The 16228-nt window shown below is 71.5% G+C and carries 16 protein-coding genes; 10 read left to right on the top strand and 6 right to left on the bottom strand.

Features of this window, described 5'->3' with window-relative positions:
* Entirely contained in the window at positions 1–579 is a 579-nt protein-coding gene (locus tag HPY23_RS17095; protein WP_091886451.1) for an NADPH-dependent FMN reductase, read from the top strand.
* 86 nt (positions 580–665) lie between these two features.
* Positions 666–1082 carry a nuclear transport factor 2 family protein gene (locus HPY23_RS17090; protein WP_091886454.1) on the top strand — a complete coding sequence of 139 codons (417 nt, stop codon included), beginning with the start codon at positions 666–668 and terminating at the stop codon, positions 1080–1082.
* Positions 1083–1112: 30 nt separating this feature from the next.
* Here HPY23_RS17090 and HPY23_RS17085 read toward each other — a convergent pair whose 3' ends face one another.
* The 3 genes from HPY23_RS17085 to pcaF form a co-directional block, all read right to left on the bottom strand.
* Positions 1113–2153: a KpsF/GutQ family sugar-phosphate isomerase gene (locus HPY23_RS17085; protein ID WP_060846298.1), complete on the bottom strand. Its 1041-nt coding sequence runs from the start codon at positions 2151–2153 to the stop codon at positions 1113–1115.
* Between the two features lie 132 nt (positions 2154–2285).
* A complete protein-coding gene (locus HPY23_RS17080) occupies positions 2286–3233 on the bottom strand; it encodes a helix-turn-helix transcriptional regulator (RefSeq protein ID WP_060846299.1) in 948 nt (315 codons plus the stop codon).
* Between the two features lie 304 nt (positions 3234–3537).
* A complete protein-coding gene (gene pcaF, locus HPY23_RS17075; RefSeq protein ID WP_175539962.1) occupies positions 3538–4743 on the bottom strand; it encodes a 3-oxoadipyl-CoA thiolase in 1206 nt (401 codons plus the stop codon).
* 152 nt (positions 4744–4895) lie between these two features.
* Between pcaF and HPY23_RS17070 the strand changes: the two genes are divergently transcribed.
* From HPY23_RS17070 to HPY23_RS17060, 3 genes are all read left to right on the top strand, one after another.
* On the top strand, positions 4896–5270 hold the full coding sequence (locus tag HPY23_RS17070) for a hypothetical protein (protein ID WP_060846300.1): 375 nt from the start codon (positions 4896–4898) through the stop codon (positions 5268–5270).
* A 221-nt stretch (positions 5271–5491) separates the two neighbouring features.
* Positions 5492–6685: an efflux RND transporter periplasmic adaptor subunit gene (locus tag HPY23_RS17065; RefSeq protein ID WP_060849254.1), complete on the top strand. Its 1194-nt coding sequence runs from the start codon at positions 5492–5494 to the stop codon at positions 6683–6685.
* Positions 6686–6698: 13 nt separating this feature from the next.
* Positions 6699–9878, top strand: a complete 3180-nt coding sequence (locus HPY23_RS17060) for an efflux RND transporter permease subunit (protein ID WP_091886459.1) — start codon at positions 6699–6701, stop codon at positions 9876–9878.
* 178 nt (positions 9879–10056) lie between these two features.
* Here HPY23_RS17060 and modC read toward each other — a convergent pair whose 3' ends face one another.
* Positions 10057–11151: a molybdenum ABC transporter ATP-binding protein gene (gene modC, locus HPY23_RS17055; protein WP_091886462.1), complete on the bottom strand. Its 1095-nt coding sequence runs from the start codon at positions 11149–11151 to the stop codon at positions 10057–10059.
* Positions 11152–11164: 13 nt separating this feature from the next.
* Positions 11165–11851: a molybdate ABC transporter permease subunit gene (gene modB, locus HPY23_RS17050; RefSeq protein WP_091886744.1), complete on the bottom strand. Its 687-nt coding sequence runs from the start codon at positions 11849–11851 to the stop codon at positions 11165–11167.
* Positions 11852–12004: 153 nt separating this feature from the next.
* Here modB and HPY23_RS17045 point away from each other — a divergent pair, with 153 nt between their 5' ends.
* From HPY23_RS17045 to HPY23_RS17025, 5 genes are all read left to right on the top strand, one after another.
* Complete coding sequence (locus tag HPY23_RS17045) at positions 12005–12682, top strand: glutathione S-transferase family protein (protein WP_091886466.1); 678 nt, start codon at positions 12005–12007, stop codon at positions 12680–12682.
* A 114-nt stretch (positions 12683–12796) separates the two neighbouring features.
* Positions 12797–13561 carry an HpcH/HpaI aldolase family protein gene (locus HPY23_RS17040; RefSeq protein ID WP_060846304.1) on the top strand — a complete coding sequence of 255 codons (765 nt, stop codon included), beginning with the start codon at positions 12797–12799 and terminating at the stop codon, positions 13559–13561.
* Between the two features lie 22 nt (positions 13562–13583).
* Entirely contained in the window at positions 13584–14198 is a 615-nt protein-coding gene (locus HPY23_RS17035) for an alpha/beta hydrolase (RefSeq protein ID WP_091886469.1), read from the top strand.
* Between the two features lie 210 nt (positions 14199–14408).
* Entirely contained in the window at positions 14409–14861 is a 453-nt protein-coding gene (locus tag HPY23_RS17030) for a hypothetical protein (protein WP_139234956.1), read from the top strand.
* A gap of 249 nt (positions 14862–15110) precedes the next feature.
* Positions 15111–15683 (top strand): pyridoxamine 5'-phosphate oxidase family protein, encoded by a 573-nt coding sequence (locus HPY23_RS17025; protein ID WP_091886476.1) that lies wholly within the window; start codon positions 15111–15113, stop codon positions 15681–15683.
* A 107-nt stretch (positions 15684–15790) separates the two neighbouring features.
* On the opposite strand, the gene HPY23_RS17020 is transcribed toward HPY23_RS17025, so the two are convergent.
* Positions 15791–16228: hypothetical protein (locus tag HPY23_RS17020; RefSeq protein ID WP_200649650.1), on the bottom strand; the 438-nt coding region annotated here is incomplete at its 5' end.

Raw genomic sequence — 16228 nt, 5'->3', positions numbered from 1 at the left:
ATGTCGCTCGTGTTCCCGGTCGTCCTCGGTTCGGTTCGCCCGGGGCGCAACGGCCTGCGCGCCGCCCGCTACCTCGTCCGGGCCCTCGAATCCCGCGGTCACGAGGCGCCGCTGGTCGACCCGGCCGAGCTCGGCCTGCCGCTCCTGGAGCGGATGTACAAGGAATACCCGGCGGGCGAGGCGCCGGAGCCGCTTGAACGGCTCGCCGCGCTCCATCGCCGCGCCGACGGGCTCGTCGTCGTGTCGGCGGAGTACAACCACAGCATCCCGCCGGCCCTGTCGAACACCCTCGACCACTTCCTGGAAGAGTATTTCTGGAAGCCCTCGGCGATCGTCTGCTACTCGGCCGGCCGCTACGGCGGCGTGCGGGCGGCGATGCAGCTGCGCGCCATGCTGGGCGAACTCGGCACCCCGAGCATCCCCTCGCTGCTGCCGATCCCCGAGGTGCACAAGGCGCTCGACGAGGAGGGCCGCCCGCTCCAGCCCTGGCTGGAACGCCCGACCGGGCGCTTCCTCGACGAGCTGGCGTGGTACGCCGAGGCGCTGCGGGACAAGCGGCGGGGCGGGGTGCCGTACTGACGGTTCGGCCGACGCCGAAGCATGTGCGGGGCGCGTGGGGCTAGCGTCCGGCACCCGGCCACCGACCGCGCCGGCGAGGATCGGCCATGAGCCTGGACGCCGCCATCCGTCACATCCACGCGCAGTGGCACGACACCGTCGTGCGTCGCGACATCGAAGGATTGATGGCGCTCTATGCCGACGATGCCGTTTTCGAGAGCCCGCTGGTCTGGGCGGCCCTGCCCGAGGGCGGTACCGGCATCCTCAAGGGGAAAATCGCGATCAGGGATTTCTTCGATCGTGGGTTCCGCTCGCCGCAGAACGGCCTGGGCCGCTGGTACCGCACGGGCGTCATCTTCTCCGACGGGCAGCAACTGGCGTGGGAATACCCGCGCCAGACGCCCGACGGAGACCAGATCGACCTGATGGAGATGATCGACGTGTCCGGTGGGCTCATCGCCCATCACCGGGTCTATTGGGGCTGGGTCGGCGTGCGGACGCTCTCGCGCCTGCCCGGGCGATAGCCTCCCGGGCGGACGGCATGCAAGGTGCCCTCAGACCACACCGGCCCGAAGGATGTCGTGGATGTGCAGGATGCCGACCGGGCGCCCGCGATCCACGGCGAACAGGGCGGTGATCTGGGTCCGGTTCATCAGCTCCAGGGCGGCGCTGGCGAAGGTGCCGGGGGTGGTGGTGATCGGCTTGGGCGTCATGATCTCCTCGACGCGGCGGTCGAGGAGGTCGCTGTGGCCGACGCCCCGGCTCATGTGGCGGCGCATGTCGCCGTCGGTGAACATGCCGACGAGCCGGCCGCCCTCGTCCACGATGCCGGCGCAGCCGAAGCGCTTGCCCATCACGGCGATCAGCGCCTCGGAGACCCGGACGCCGCGGGGCACCAGCGGCATCTCCTCGCCCGCGTGCATCAGCTGGGCCACGGTCTTGAGCCGGGCCGCGAGCTTGCCGCCGGGGTGGAAGACCTTGAAGTCGCTGGCCGAGAAGCCGCGGCGCTCCAGGAGCGCCACCGCCAGCGCGTCGCCGAGCGCCAGCTGGATCACGCTCGATGAGGTCGGCGCCAGGTTGTGCGGGCAGGCTTCCTTGACGAGCGGCAGCGGCAGCAGGATGTCGGCGGCCTGGCCGAGCGTGCTGTCGGGGTTCGAGGTCATGCCGATCAGCGTCACGGCGAAGCGCTTCGCGAAGCTGATCAGGTCGCCGAGCTCGGTCGTCTCGCCCGACCAGGACAGGGCGATGACGATGTCCTGCTGGGTAATCATGCCGAGGTCGCCGTGGCTGGCCTCGCTCGGATGGATGAACGAGGCCGGCGTGCCCGTCGAGGCGAGCGTCGAGGCGATCTTGCGGCCGATATGGCCGCTCTTGCCGATGCCCGACACGATCACCCGGCCCGGGATGTCGTGGATCGCCGCGACGGCGGCGCCGAACCCGGCCTTCAGCTCGTGGTCGAGGGCGCGGGCCAGCGTCAGGAGCGCCTCGGCCTCGGTGCGGACGCTGCGGATGGCGGAGAAATGCGCCGCCTCGACCACTTGGCCCGCCGCGTTCTCCGGCGCGTCGTAGCTCCCGGCCCGGTTCGAACTCTCCATCGTGCTCCTCGACCCCACCATGAGCTCTCGTGCGTCACGGCGACCCTGCCGACTCATTTGCGGCCAGAATGCGTGTGGCGGCCGGTCTCGACGGCGATTTTCCGGCGACCGCCCGTCCGTGGCGCGGGCGCCTCAGATCCCGCGCCGCGCGTTCCCGCCGAGATAGCCCTCGACGAGGCCGGTCAGCTCGCCGGCGGTCTCGGCCACGGTGTGATCGGCGGTGTCGATCACCGCCCGGGCACGGGCGTAGAGCGGCTCGCGGCTCATCAATACCGCCCGGATCTCCCGCAGGGCGTTGTCGCTGTCGGGCATCCGCGCCTGGGCGAGGCCCTTGGCCGCCTGCTCGCGCACCCGGTGGATGTGCTCCTCGGGCCGCGCCTTGAGCCAGACGGTGAAGAACGAGGACAGCAGCAGGTCGTAGGTGACCGGCTCGGCGACGATGCCGCCGCCGGTCGCCAGCACCATCGGGCCCGGCCGCTCGGCGAGCTGGCGCAGGGCGCCCTGCTCGAGCCGGCGATAGGTCTCCTGGCCGTAGATCGCGAAGATCTCCGCCACCGACAGGCCGTTCTCTCGCTCGATCTCGCGGTTGAGCTCGACGAACGTCCAGCCCATCCGCTCGGCGAGGATGCGCCCGAGGGTCGACTTGCCGGCCCCGCGCAGGCCGATGAGCGCCACGCGCTGCGTCGGGCCCTCCCCCGGGGCCGCCGCGCCCGACAGGATGCGCTTGGCCTCGGAGATCTGCTCGGCCCCCGCCTTTTCCAGGAGGTCGCGCACCACCGGCCAGTCCGGCGGGCTCTCGACCGCGGCGATCAGGTCCTCGAGCCGCACGCCCATCGCGATGGCGACGCGGCGCAGGAGGATGATCGAGACGTTGCCCTGCCCGCCCTCGAGCTGCGCGATGTAGCGCTCGGATAGGCCGGAGGTCTGCGACAGCACCTTGCGCGACATCGCCCGCACGGCGCGCATGGTGCGCACGCGCTGGCCGAGGACCGTCAGGAACTCGGCCTCGGCGTCGCCCGCCTCGGGCTCGTCGGCCTCGGGGGCGTCGGCGCTCGGGCGCGATCCGGTTCTGTTCGGCATCGCGGACCTCACCGAGACCGGACGGCGAAGCGGGCGCTTCGTCCGGGCGGCGAGAGGGCGGGACCGGGAGGGAGGATGTGGCGGCTCATGCGATCGTTGACGCTCCGGCGACGTGCTCCGCGGGGCGCGGGGGACGGCGTCCGGGCGGTTCCTTGGGACAAGCGAGAACGCCCATGCTTATCCCATGCCGCCCGACCCCGCCATGGTGCAGTGCGGGATGCGCGGTGGGTTTCGAAGGGTACGGTCCGCCTGCCCCCAGGGGCGGCGGGGCGGCCTGCGGCGCCCCGCCGCGGAGGACGGGGGGTCAGCCGACCCGTTCGACCGCGAGCGCGACGCCCTGGCCGACGCCGACGCACATCGTGGCGAGGCCGAGCCGGCCGCCGCTGCGGGCGAGCTGGAGCGCGACGCTGCCGGCGATCCGCGCCCCCGACATGCCGAGCGGATGGCCGAGCGCGATGGCGCCGCCATGCGGGTTCACGTGGTCGGCGTCGTCCGGCAGGCCGAGGCCGCGCAGGCAGGCCAGGGCCTGCGAGGCGAAGGCCTCGTTGAGCTCGATCGCGTCGAAGTCGGACGGCTTGAGGCCGAGGCGCGCGCACAAGCGCTCGACGGCGGGGATCGGGCCGATGCCCATTACGCGGGGCGGCACGCCGGCCGAGGCGAGGCCCAGCACCTTGGCGATCGGGGTGAGGCCGTGGCGCTCGGCCGCCTCGCGGGTGGCGAGCACCAGGGCGGCGGCGCCGTCGTTGACGCCGGACGCGTTGCCGGCGGTCACCGTGCCGTCCTTCTTCACGAAGGGCTTCAGCTTGGCGAGGCCCTCCGCGGTGGTGTCGGCCCGGGGATGCTCGTCGCGCTCGACCTTGACGTGGCCGCCCTTGCGGTCGGGAATCTCGACCGCGACGATCTCACGGGCGAAGGTGTCGTCGGCTTGCGCCCGGGTCGCGCGCTGCTGCGAGCGCAGCGCGAAGGCGTCCTGGTCGGCGCGGCCGATCTGATAATCCTCGGCGACGTTCTCGGCGGTCTCCGGCATCGAATCGACGCCGTACTGAGCTTTGAGCACCGGGTTGACGAAGCGCCAGCCGATCGTGGTGTCGTGGATCTCGGCCTGGCGCTGGAACGCGCCCTCGCTCTTGCCCATCACGAAGGGCGCCCGGGTCATCGATTCGACGCCGCCCGCCACCGCGAGGTCGAGGTCGCCGGCCCGGATCGCCCGCGCTGCCGCACCCACCGCGTCGAGGCCGGAGGCGCAGAGCCGGTTGAGCGTCAGGCCGGCCACCCGCTCGGGATAGTCGGCGAGCAGGAGCGCCATGCGGGCGACGTTGCGGTTGTCCTCGCCGGCCTGGTTGGCGCAGCCGAGAAACACCTCCTCGACCGCCTCCTTGAGCGAGGGGGTGCGGCGCGCGAGCTCGGCGAGCGGCACGGCGGCGAGGTCGTCGGCCCGCACGCGCGCGAGCGCGCCGCCGTAGCGGCCGATCGGCGTGCGCACGTAATCGCAGATGTAGACGTCCCGCACCGCGCTCATGGTCTCTCTCCCGGGTCGTGATTTCGAAAAATCGGTACGGCGACGCGCCGGATCGATCAAGCCCCCGGCGGGCCGGGACCCGGACCTGACAGAATGTCGCGGCGTCTTGTGCGGTGCGGCCGGAACCCCCACTGTCTCGCTCTGTGACCGTTCGTCTCTGGACATCTCTCGCGCGTCTCTGCGCGACCGCCTTCCTCGGCCTCGGCCTCGCCCTCCTGGCGGTGTCCGCGGCGGATGCCGCGGCCGGCCGTCCCGAACCGGTCCTGCGCGCCAGCCACGGCGCCTCGCCGATGGCGGCGCTCCACGCGCATTGGGTGAAGAGCCCGGCCTGCACGCTGACGGCGGGCGGCGTCGACAATCCCCGCCCGGACGACGGCGGCGCGGCGAGCACGAACCTCGCCTGCCCGGCCGAGAAGCCGGCGGCGGGTGCCGCCACACTGATGCCGCCGCGGCGCCTCGGCGCCCTGGTCCAGGCCCGCGCCGCCCTGCCCGAGCGCCCGCCGAAAGACCGCGCCTGACGGCCGTCATTCTCCTTCCTTAACGGAAGCCGACGCATCGTCACATCTCCGCCTCGGAATCTTGCGAGCCTCGGGGCCCGCCGCTGCCGCGTGGCAGCTGCGCCGAAGCGCGTATCCCAGGCCCGCGCCACCGCGAGCCCCGCCCGACCCTATGCCCGGACGCCCGGCGGTGCGACGCGCCCCGGCTGCTTCCGCAAACCGCGCAGGAAAGACCGCCCGTGATCCAAAGCCGCCGCCTCCTCCTCGGAGCGACCGCCCTCCTCCTCGGGCTCGCCGCCTGCAAGCCGGCCCAGCAGGCCGCCGCGCCCACGGCGCCGGCCGCGCCGCCGGAGGTCTCGATCGTGACGGTCAAGCACCAGCCGATCCCCTACGAGCGCGACCTGCCGGGCCGCGCCGCGCCGACCCGCATCGCCGAGGTCCGGGCCCGGGTCGCCGGCCTCGTCACCAAGCGCACCTTCGAGCAGGGCAGCCAGGTCAAGGAGGGCGACATCCTCTACAAGATCGACCCGATGCCGTTCCGCGCCGACCTCGCCAGCGCCGAGGCGGCGCTCGCCAAGGCCGAGGCCGCCCTGGTGCTGACCCGCCAGCAAGCCGAGCGCCTGGAGACCCTGCTGTCCCGCCAGACCGCGAGCCAGGCCCAGTACGACGCCGCCTTCGCGGCCCAGAAGCAGGCCGAGGCCGAGGTCGCCGGCGCCAAGGCGGCCCGCGACCGGGCCCAGCTCAACCTCGGCTATACGGACGTGCGGGCGCCGATCTCGGGCCGGATCGGCCGGGCCCTCGTCACCGAGGGCGCGCTCGTCGAGCAGGGCGGCGCCAGCAACCTCGCGACGATCCAGCAGCTCGACCCGATCTACGTCGACATCACCCAGTCGGTCGGCGAGCTGAACAAGCTGCGCCGGGATCTCGCCAGCGGCGAGCTCGACCGCCTCGCCGCCGACGTCGCGAGCGTGCGGGTCATCATGGACGACGGCTCGCTCTACCCCGAGCCCGGCCGCCTGCTCTTCTCCGACGTGACCGCCGATCCGAGCACCGGCCAGGTGACGCTGCGCGCCGTGGTGCCCAACCCCCACGGCGAGCTCTTCCCCGGCATGTATGTCCGCGCGCGCATCAAGCAGGGCATCGATTCCGACGCCATCGCGGTGCCGCAGCAGGCGGTCCACCGCTCCAACGACGGCCGCGCCCAGGTCTGGCTCGTCGGTCCCGACCAGAAGGTGATGCTCCAGCCGGTCGAGGTCGGCCCGGTGGTCGAGGGCCAGTGGGTGATCCGCGACGGGCTGAAGGAGGGCGACCGGGTCGTCGCCGAAGGCTTCCAGAAGATCGTCGCCGGCACCCAGGTCGCGGTGGTGCCGTTCGAGACCACCACGGTGGCGTCGGCGGGGTCCCACCCCGCCCCCGCCTCGACCGAACAGCGCTGAGGAGGACACCACCTTGGCGAGCTTCTTCATCGACCGGCCGATCTTCGCCTGGGTCGTCGCGCTGTTCATCTGCCTAGGCGGCGTGCTCACGATCCCGATGCTGCCGGTGGCGCAGTACCCGATCATCGCGCCGCCCTCGATCGCCCTCTCCACCGCCTTCCCGGGCGCCTCGGTGGAGGACCTCTATACCGGCACGACCCGGCTCATCGAGGATGAGCTGAACGGGGCGGCAAACATCCAGAGCTTCGAATCGGCGAGCGATTCGTTCGGCGTCGTCGAGATCACGGCGAACTTCGAGCCGGGCACCGATCCGGGCTATGCCGGCGTCGAGGTGCAGAACCGCCTCAAGCGCGTCGAGGCGCGCCTTCCCGCGGAGGTGCGCCAGCAGGGCATCCTGGTCGAGGAGGCCTCGGCCGCGACCCTCAACATCATCACCCTCGTCTCCAAGGACGGGTCGATGGACGAGGTCGCGCTCGGCGACTTCCTCATCCGCAACGTCATCAACGAGATCCGCCGCATCCCGGGTGTCGGGCGCGCCACCCTGTACTCGACCGAGCGCTCGTTGCGGGTCTGGATCGACCCCGACAAGCTGCGCGGCCTGTCGCTCAACGCCGCCGACGTGACCCAGGCGATCACCCGCCAGAACGTCCAGATCGCGTCGGGCGCCGTCGGCGCCCAGCCGAGCCCGGAGACCAACGCGGTCAACTACCCGATCACCGTCAAGGGCCAGATGCGGGCCCCCGAGGAGTTCGGCGCGGTGGTGCTGCGGGCCAATCCCGACGGCTCGACCGTGCGCCTGCGCGACGTCGCCCGGATCGAGCTCGGCGGCGAGGACTACAAGTTCACCACCCGCCTCAACGGCGGCCCGGCCGCCGGCATCTCGGTGACGCTCGCCCCCGACGGCAACGCGCTCGACACCGCCAAGGCGATCCGCGCCAAGATGGTCGAGCTGTCCCAGTTCTTCCCCGACACGGTGAAGTGGGACATCCCCTACGACATCACCCCGGCCGTCGAGGCCTCGATCGAGAAGGTGCTCCACACCCTCGTCGAGGCGGTGGTGCTGGTGTTCATCGTGATGTTCCTGTTCCTGCAGAACATCCGCTACACCCTGATCCCGACGATCGTGGTGCCGATCGCCTTGCTCGGCACCTGCACGATCATGCTGCTCGCCGGGTTCTCGATCAACGTGCTCACCATGTTCGGCATGGTGCTGGCGATCGGCATCCTGGTCGACGACGCCATCGTGGTCGTCGAGAACGTCGAGCGGATCATGTCCGAGGAAGGGCTGTCTCCCAAGGAGGCGACCCGCAAGGCGATGACCCAGATCACCGGCGCGATCATCGGCATCACGCTGGTGCTCGTCGCGGTGTTCATCCCGATGGCGTTCTTCCCCGGCTCGGTCGGCATCATCTACCGCCAGTTCTCGATCGCGATGGTGACCTCGATCGCCTTCTCGGCCTTCCTGGCGCTGTCGCTGACCCCGGCGCTGTGTGCCACGCTGCTCAAGCCCGTCGAGCCCGGCCACCACCACGCCAAGCGGGGCTTCTTCGGCTGGTTCAACCGCATCGTCGACCGCGAGACCGCGCGCTACGGCCGCGGCGTCGCCTGGGCGGTGAGGAAGTCCGGCCGGATGATGGTGGTCTACCTGATCCTGGTCGCGGGTGTGGCCTACGCCTTCGTGCGCCTGCCCGAGGGCTTCCTGCCGGTCGAGGACCAGGGCTTCTTCACCGTCGACATCCAGACCCCGCCGGGCTCCTCGTTCAACCGCACGCTCGCCGCGGTGAAGAAGACCGAGGAGCACCTGCTCGCCCAGCCGGGCGTGGCGACCGTGACGATCGTCAACGGCTTCTCGTTCTCCGGCCAGGGCCAGATGACCTCGCAGGCCTTCGTGACGCTGAAGCCCTGGTCGGAGCGCGGCAAGGACCAGTCGGCGGCGGCGCTCGTCGTCGGCACCAACAAGGCGATGGCGAGCTACCGCGACGCGGTGATCCAGGCGCTCGAGCCGCCGCCGATCGACAACCTCGGCAACGCCTCGGGCTTCAGCTTCCGCCTCCAGGACCGGGCCCAGAAGGGCTACGCCGCCCTGATGGCGGCCCAGGAGCAGCTGCTGGCGCTCGCCCGCAAGAGCCCGATCCTCAAGAACGTCTACGTCGAGGGCCTGCCGCCCGCGCCGCAGGCGGAACTGGTGATCGACCGCGAGAAGGCGGCGGCGCTCGGCGTCAACTTCTCCGACATCAACGACACGATCCAGGTCAATCTCGGCTCGGTCTACACCAACGACTTCCCCAACCGGGGCAAGATGCAGCGGGTGATCGTCCAGGCCGACGATTCCCAGCGCCTCAACGCCACCGACCTCCTGAACTACGGCGTCAAGAACCAGCAGGGGACGATGGTGCCGATGTCGTCCTTCGCCAGCCTGAAGTGGAGCGTCGGCCCGGCCCAGATCATCGGCTTCAACGGCTACCAGTCGGTCCGCATCACCGGCGAGCCGGCGGCGGGCTTCACCTCGGGCGAGGCCATCGCCGAGATGGAGCGGCTGATGACCCAGCTGCCGAAGGGCTTCGGCTATACCTGGACCGGGCAGTCGCTGCAGGAGAAGCAGGCGGGATCGCAGGCGACCCTGCTGCTGGCGCTGTCGGTGCTGATCGTGTTCCTGTGCCTCGCGGCACTCTACGAGAGCTGGTCGATCCCGCTCGCGGTGATGCTGGTCATCCCGCTCGGCGTGATCGGCTCGGTCGCCGGCGTGCTGATCCGCGACATGCCGAACGACGTGTACTTCAAGATCGGCCTCATCACGATCATCGGCCTGTCGGCCAAGAACGCGATCCTGATCATCGAGTTCGCGCGCGAACTCTGGAAGCCGGGCACCAAGCTGGTCCCGGCCACGGTCGAGGCCTCGCGCCTGCGCTTCCGCCCGATCGTGATGACCTCGCTCGCCTTCATCTTCGGCGTCGTGCCGCTCGCCATCGCGACCGGCGCGGCCTCGAAGAGCCAGCAGGCGATCGGCACCGGCGTGATGGGCGGAATGATCTCCGCCACCGTGCTGGCGGTGATCCTGGTCCCGGTCTTCTTCGTCGTCGCGATGCGGTTCTTCCAGAGGAAACGCGTGCGCGAGGAGAACCTGGAGGCGGCACCCGGCGCCGTCCACGCGGCTGAGCCGGCCCGCGAGCCGGCCTCGGCCCACGGGCACTGACGGGCGCGCGACCCTCTAGAGAGCTTCACGATCGCGTTGCGATCGCGAAGCTCTCTAGATTTTTGATTTCGCCGCATTTTCTTCGACGAGCCGGCATCCACCTCGTCGGAAAATGCTCTGACGCGCGGCGACGACATCGACGGCCCGGGACGCGATCCGCGTCCCGGGCCGTTCCGTTTCAGATCTCCAGCACCCCGATCGTCTCCTCGTCGAAGGCGACGCTCTTCACGATCGCCAGTACCGGCAGCCCCGGCGCGAGACCCAGTTCGTGGGCGGCGAGCCGGGTGACCTCGGCGACCAGCACCGCGCCGCCGCAGGCGATCTCGACCCGGGCATGGGCGCCCTCCCCCGGCGTGACCGCGACGACCGTGCCGGGCAGGACGTTGCGGGCGCTCAATCCGCGCGGCGCCTCGCGGGCCACCAGCACGTCGCGGGCCCGCACCCGGACCCGGAGGCTGGAACCGGTCGGCAGGGGAACGCGCGGCACGGTGAGCCGACCCGGCGCACCGTCGAGATGGGTCAGCCCGAAGGCGTCGTCGTGGGCGGCGACGCGCAGGGACAGGAGGGCGCCGGTCTCGGCCGTCTCGCGGCCCGGAAAGAGGGCGGCCCGGCGCAAGACCTCGGCGGCGGGGCCGCAGGCCGCGACGCGCCCCTCATCCAGCACCACCACGGTATCGGCGAGACGCGCCACCTCGGCCACCGCGTGGCTGACATAGACGATCGGCACCCGGGCCTCGTCGCGCAGCTGCGCGACATAGGGCAGGATCTCGGCCTTGCGCGCCGCGTCGAGGGCCGAGAGCGGCTCATCCATCAGCAGCAGCCGCGGGCGGGCGAGCAGCGCCCGGCCGATCGCGACCCGCTGGCGCTCGCCGCCCGACAGCCCGGCGGGCCTGCGCTCCAGGAGGGGCGCGATGCCGAGGAGATCGGCGACCGCGTCGAGGCTCGGCCCGCCGGAGCGGTGGCGGGCGAAGAAGCGCCCGAACAGCAGGTTCTGGCGCACGCTGAGATGCGGCATCAGCCGCGCCTCCTGGAACACGTAGCCGATCCGGCGCCGGTGCACCGGCACGCGGATCCGCGCCGCGGTGTCGAGGAGGACGACACCGTCGACCACGATGCGCCCGCGATCCGGCCGCACCAGCCCGGCGATCACGTCGACGAGGGTCGACTTGCCCGAGCCCGAGCGGCCGAACAGGGCGGTCACCCGGCCCGCCGCCGCGAACTCCGCCTCGAGCGCGAAGGCGCCGCGCCGGTGCCGGACCGAGACCTCGATCATGCCGGAGATCCGGTCATGCCCTGAGCCGGGCCTTGGCCCGCCGGGCGAGCCACTCCGAGGCGACGAGCGCCGCCATCGACAGGGCGACCGAGACCAGGGTGAGGCGCAGCGCCCCCGCCTCGCCGCCCGGCACCTGGGTCAGGGTGTAGATCGCCGCCGGCAGGGTCTGGGTCTCGCCCGGGATGTTCGACACGAAGGTGATGGTGGCGCCGAACTCCCCCATCGCCTTGGCGAAGGCCAAAACCGCCCCGGCGAGGATGCCCGGCAAGGCGAGCGGCAGCGTCACGACGAGGAAGATCGCGGCGGGCGCGGCCCCCAGCGTCCCGGCGGCCTGTTCGAGCTTCGTGTCCACCGCCTCGAAGGACAGGCGCATCGCCCGCACCATCAGGGGAAAGCCCATCACCGCGCAGGCGAGCGCCGCCCCGGTCCAGCGGAACGAGAGCACGATGCCGATCTCGGCGAGTGCCGGCCCGAACCAGCCCCGGCGACCGAAGGCGAGGAGCAGCAGGTAGCCGGTCACCACCGGCGGCAGGATCAGGGGCAGGTGGACCAGCCCGTCGAGGAGCGCCCGGCCGCGAAACTCGCGCCGGGCGAGCAGGTAGGCGACCGCGAGGCCCGGCAGCAGGCTCGCTAGCGTCGCCACGCTCGCCACCAGTAGGCTGAGCCGCAGCGCGCTCCACTCGTCGGGGGTCAGGAACAGGGCGCGAGCTTCCCGGTGGGACGATCCTGCACCATGGCGGATCGGCGTCCGGAGTCCAGGCCCCGCACGGCAACGCTGCGTTTCAGTGCGCAACGGTTGATCCGCGCCGGCAATTGGGGAGTGTGAGGGCGACCGACCGCGATGGAGCCCCGGATGATCACGTTCTACTTCAACGGTTCGCCCAACCCGACCAAGGTCGCGCTGTTCCTCGAGGAGGCCGGGCTTCCCTACGAGGCGGTGGCGGTCGACACCCGCAAGGGCGAGCAGTTCGCCCCCGACTTCCTGAAGCTCAACCCGAACGGCAAGGTGCCGGTGCTGGTCGACGACGGCCAGGTGGTGTTCGATTCGAACGCGATTCTGCTCTACCTCGCCGAGAAGACCGGCCGCTTCCTGCCCCCGTCCTCCGAGCGCGCCGCGCTCCTGTCCTGGCTGATGTTCGTGGCGACCGGCATCGGCCCGTTCTCCGGCCAGGCGGTGCATTTCCGCAATTTCGCGCCGGAAAAGGTGCCCTACGCCAACGAACGCTACCAGTACGAGGCGAAGCGCCACTACGGCGTCCTCGACCGGCACCTCGCCGAGCACGAGTGGATGGTGGGCGAGGCCTACGGCATCGTCGACATGGCGGTGTGGGGCTGGGCCCGGATGCTGCCCTTCGTGATGGGCGAGGACGCCTATGCCGACCTCCCCAACGTGAAGCGCCACGTCGACGCGATCGCGGCCCGCCCCGCCGCCGCCAAGGCCGTCGCCCTCAAGGACCGCTTCACCTTCAAGGCCGAGTTCGACGCCGAGGCGCGCGGCCACATGTTCAAGCACCTGGCGAAGGCCGGGTGACTTCGGGCGGATGATGGCGTCCGTCCCGTTCGCGACCTCGTCCGGAGGCGCGGTTCGGGCCGGACGAAGACCGACATTCGACGAGACCGACAACAAAAGCCGGGAGGCCACGCCATGAAATCCTTCGACAACCCGTTCAAGCGCGGCCTCGCCGAGGACCGACGGCTCGCCGGCCTGTGGATGACCACCGGCTCGGCCGGCATCACCGAGCTCGCCGCCGGCGCCGGCTTCGCCTGGATGCTGATCGACATGGAGCACTCGCCCAACGACCTGATCCAGGTCGTCGACCACCTGCGCGCCGCCGAGGGCGGCACCGCCGAGCCGGTGGTGCGGGTGCCGTGGAACGAGCCCGTGATGGTCAAGCGCCTGCTCGACCAGGGCGCCCGCTCGCTGATGTTCCCCTTCGTGCAGAATGCCGAGGAGGCGCGCCGGGCGGTCGCGGCGACGCGCTACCCGCCGCACGGCATCCGGGGCTTCGCCGGCGCCTCGCGCGCGACCGGCTATGGATTGCGGCCGGACTACCACGCCCGCTCGGCCGGCGAGGTCTGCGTCGTGGTGCAGGTCGAGACCGCGCAGGCGCTGGAGGCGGCCGGCGAGATCGCCGCGGTCGAGGGCGTCGACGGGGTGTTCATCGGCCCCAACGACCTCGCCGCCAGCATGGGCCATCTCGGCAGGCCCGAGGCGGCACCGGTGCGGGCGGCGATCGCCGCCGCCCTGCCGCGGATCCGCGGCGCCGGCAAGGCGGCCGGTATCCTCAACTTCGACGAGGCCGGGGCGAAGGCCGAGTTTGAGGCCGGGTTCGGCTTCGTGGCGGTGGCGGGCGACGCCGCGCTGCTTGCCCGCGAGACCCAGCGGGTCGCGAAGCTCTTCGGCGCCTGAGCGCCGCATCCGGAGGATCCCGATGGCCGCCCTGTCGTTCCAGCACCGCTTCGAGCCTGCCGCCGACCCGGCGCTCCCGCCGCTCCTGCTCCTGCACGGCACCGGCGGCGACGAGGACGACCTTCTGCCCCTCGGCCGGGCGCTGTCGCCCGGGGCGGCCCTGCTCTCGCCCCGCGGCCAGGTGCTGGAGGGCGGCGCGCCGCGCTTCTTCCGCCGCCTCGCCGAGGGCGTGTTCGACGAGGCCGACGTGGTGCGCCGGGCCGGTGACCTCGCCGGCTTCGTGGCGGCGGCGCGGGCCGAGTACGGCCTCGCGGCACCGCTCGCCGTCGGCTTCTCCAACGGCGCCAACATCGCCGCCGCCCTGATGCTGCTGCATCCGGGCGTGCTCGCCGGCGCCGTGCTGCTGCGGGCGATGGTGCCCCTGGCAAATCCCGCGGCCGGACGCCTCGACGGTGAGCCCGTGCTGATCCTGTCGGGACGGATGGATCCGATCGTGCCGGCCGACAACGCGGCGGGCCTCGCCGCGATGCTGCGGCAGGCGGGTGCCGCCGTCACCCACGAGGTGCTGCCCGCCGGCCACGGCCTGTCGCAGGCCGACCTGGTACGGGCGAAGGCGTGGCTCGCCGGTCACCCCTGACTGCGGGCCGGGGCGGGAGCGCCCGGCCGACATCCTGCATCGGCCGCCGTGCCCGATGCCGACCGGCCTGCGCGGCCGGATCGGCGGCACGGCATTGCCTGAATTGCCGCAAGGGCATGTTAAGCGCTGGCATCTAACGGCGAAGGAGAGTGACACGAGACTCGGAGGATCGACCCCGGATCTCGTATGATTGTCCATCGGAGCCGCGGAATGGACCTTACTGCAAACCCGTCCGTCGTGAAGATCCTCGCTTTCGCGCTGTTTTCGCTGCCGATCGTCGTCACCACCTCGAGAGACGGCATCATCCCGAATCGCTTCGTCCTGACCTTCGCCTGCGCCGGCTTGGCGATCTACGCCTACGAACATCGCGCCGACTTCACTTTCACTCATGTCATGTCCGTGGTGAACACGACGACGGTCGTCATGGTCGTGGCACTCGGACTGTTCGCTATCGGCAGTCTCGGTGCCGGGATGGGGAAGTTCTACGTCGCGACCGTGCCGTGGTTCTCGACCTGGGACCTCGTCGCCGTCGTCGCGGTGGCCGGCATCCTCACCGTGCCGCAGATCATCGTGCACGGTCTGATCGGACGGCGGACCAGCATCCGGAGCGCCCCCTACTTGGTCGCTGCCGGGTGCCTGGTCATCGGCACCGCCTTGCGGTGACCGATGAAGCGGTGGCCGGCTCCATCCTCCTGCCCGTCACGGCAGCGCCAGCCGCCCGAATGCATCCCTCAAGCGCGGCAGGGCGAGATCCACGAAGGCCCGCATCGCCTCGATCCGGTCCATGATCGTTCCAGTTTCCGGAAGGCTGAATGCCGGATCGCGGCCGTTCCGCCGCGCTGCGGGGGAGACTACCTCAGGCGACGGCACCGGTCAGGATTCGATCCGTCCGGGTGCGATGGGAGGCCGGTCATGCGGCGGTTCTTCGAGATCCTGTTCACCCCGGCGGTGCGGGCGGCGCAGAGCCGCCTCGGCTCGCCCTTCGCCGGCCACGACGTGTCCGGCCCCGCCCTCGACGCCCGTTTCGGGCCGAACGAGGCCGAGTTCCTGGCGGCCCGCGACAGTTTCTTCCTCTCGAGCGTGTCGTCGGACGGCTGGCCCTACATCCAGCATCGCGGCGGGCCGGCGGGGTTCGTCCGCGTCCTCGACGCGGACACGATCGCCTGGGCGGAATTTTCCGGCAACCGGCAGTACCTCACCCTCGGCAACGTCGCGGGCGACGACCGGGTGGCCTTGTTCGTTCTCGACCATGCCGCTCGACGGCGGCTGAAGCTGATCGGCCACCTCGCCTTCCACGAGGCCCGGGAGCGGCCGGATCTGGTCGAGGCGGTAAGCGTCGCGCCCTACCGGGCCCGGATCGAGCGTGTCGCGGTGCTGCGGGTCGCGGGCTTCGACTGGAACTGCCCGCAGCACATCACCCCGCGCTTCACCGCCGCCGAGATCGAGGCGGCGATGCAGGCCTCGCGAGGCGAGGCCCTGGCCTAGAATGCTTCACGATCGCGTTGCGATCGTGAAGTTCTACAGGATTTTGACGTTACGCCATTGTCCGACGAGCCGGCATCCGCGTCGTCGGACAATGTTCCGGGTCGCCGCTACTGCGCGGCGAAGAATTTCGGGTCGAGCGCCGAGAGCGAGAGCAATGGCGCCGGCATCACCACGCCGGCGACCCGCATGGCGCGGGCCGCCGCGCGGCAGGCCTGGATGTCGCCGCTCGCCGCCGCCGCATCGACCTTCGCGACCAGTTCCGGGCTCGGGCCCTTCGGTGCCGGTGCGGCGGCCGGCGCAGGCGCGGCCTGGCTCTGGGCCTGGCCCTGGGGGCCGGCGGCCCCCGGCCCGGTCTGGGCCACCGGGCCGCTGAGACCCGACTTCTGCTGCGTCTCGCCGGCGCCGTTGCTCGGCAGCTGCGCCGCGCCCTTGTCGGGTGCCTGGACGGCGGCGGTGGCGGGTTGCGCCGGGGCCGGGGCCGGGGCGTCCGGCGCCTTCGGGTGCACGAAGGCGACGAGCTCCTGGCACAGGTTGGCCGGCGGGCC

The organism is Methylobacterium ajmalii (assembly GCF_016613415.1).
GTDB classification, from domain to species: domain Bacteria; phylum Pseudomonadota; class Alphaproteobacteria; order Rhizobiales; family Beijerinckiaceae; genus Methylobacterium; species Methylobacterium ajmalii.
Note: the sequence above shows the minus strand (reverse complement) of the source record. Positions and strands in the feature narration are given on the sequence as shown.

Bases quoted from the DNA above. Each gene is read 5' to 3' on its own strand.
- HPY23_RS17090 (WP_091886454.1), top strand. From the start codon at position 666: ATGAGCCTGGACGCCGCCATCCGTCACATCCACGCGCAGTGGCACGAC.
- HPY23_RS17045 (WP_091886466.1), top strand. From the start codon at position 12,005: ATGATCACGTTCTACTTCAACGGTTCGCCCAACCCGACCAAGGTCGCG.
- HPY23_RS17030 (WP_139234956.1), top strand. From the start codon at position 14,409: ATGGACCTTACTGCAAACCCGTCCGTCGTGAAGATCCTCGCTTTCGCG.
- HPY23_RS17095 (WP_091886451.1), top strand. From the start codon at position 1: ATGTCGCTCGTGTTCCCGGTCGTCCTCGGTTCGGTTCGCCCGGGGCGC.
- modC (WP_091886462.1), bottom strand. From the start codon at position 11,151: ATGATCGAGGTCTCGGTCCGGCACCGGCGCGGCGCCTTCGCGCTCGAG.
- HPY23_RS17080 (WP_060846299.1), bottom strand. From the start codon at position 3,233: ATGCCGAACAGAACCGGATCGCGCCCGAGCGCCGACGCCCCCGAGGCC.
- HPY23_RS17025 (WP_091886476.1), top strand. From the start codon at position 15,111: ATGCGGCGGTTCTTCGAGATCCTGTTCACCCCGGCGGTGCGGGCGGCG.
- HPY23_RS17085 (WP_060846298.1), bottom strand. From the start codon at position 2,153: ATGGAGAGTTCGAACCGGGCCGGGAGCTACGACGCGCCGGAGAACGCG.
- HPY23_RS17035 (WP_091886469.1), top strand. From the start codon at position 13,584: ATGGCCGCCCTGTCGTTCCAGCACCGCTTCGAGCCTGCCGCCGACCCG.
- HPY23_RS17040 (WP_060846304.1), top strand. From the start codon at position 12,797: ATGAAATCCTTCGACAACCCGTTCAAGCGCGGCCTCGCCGAGGACCGA.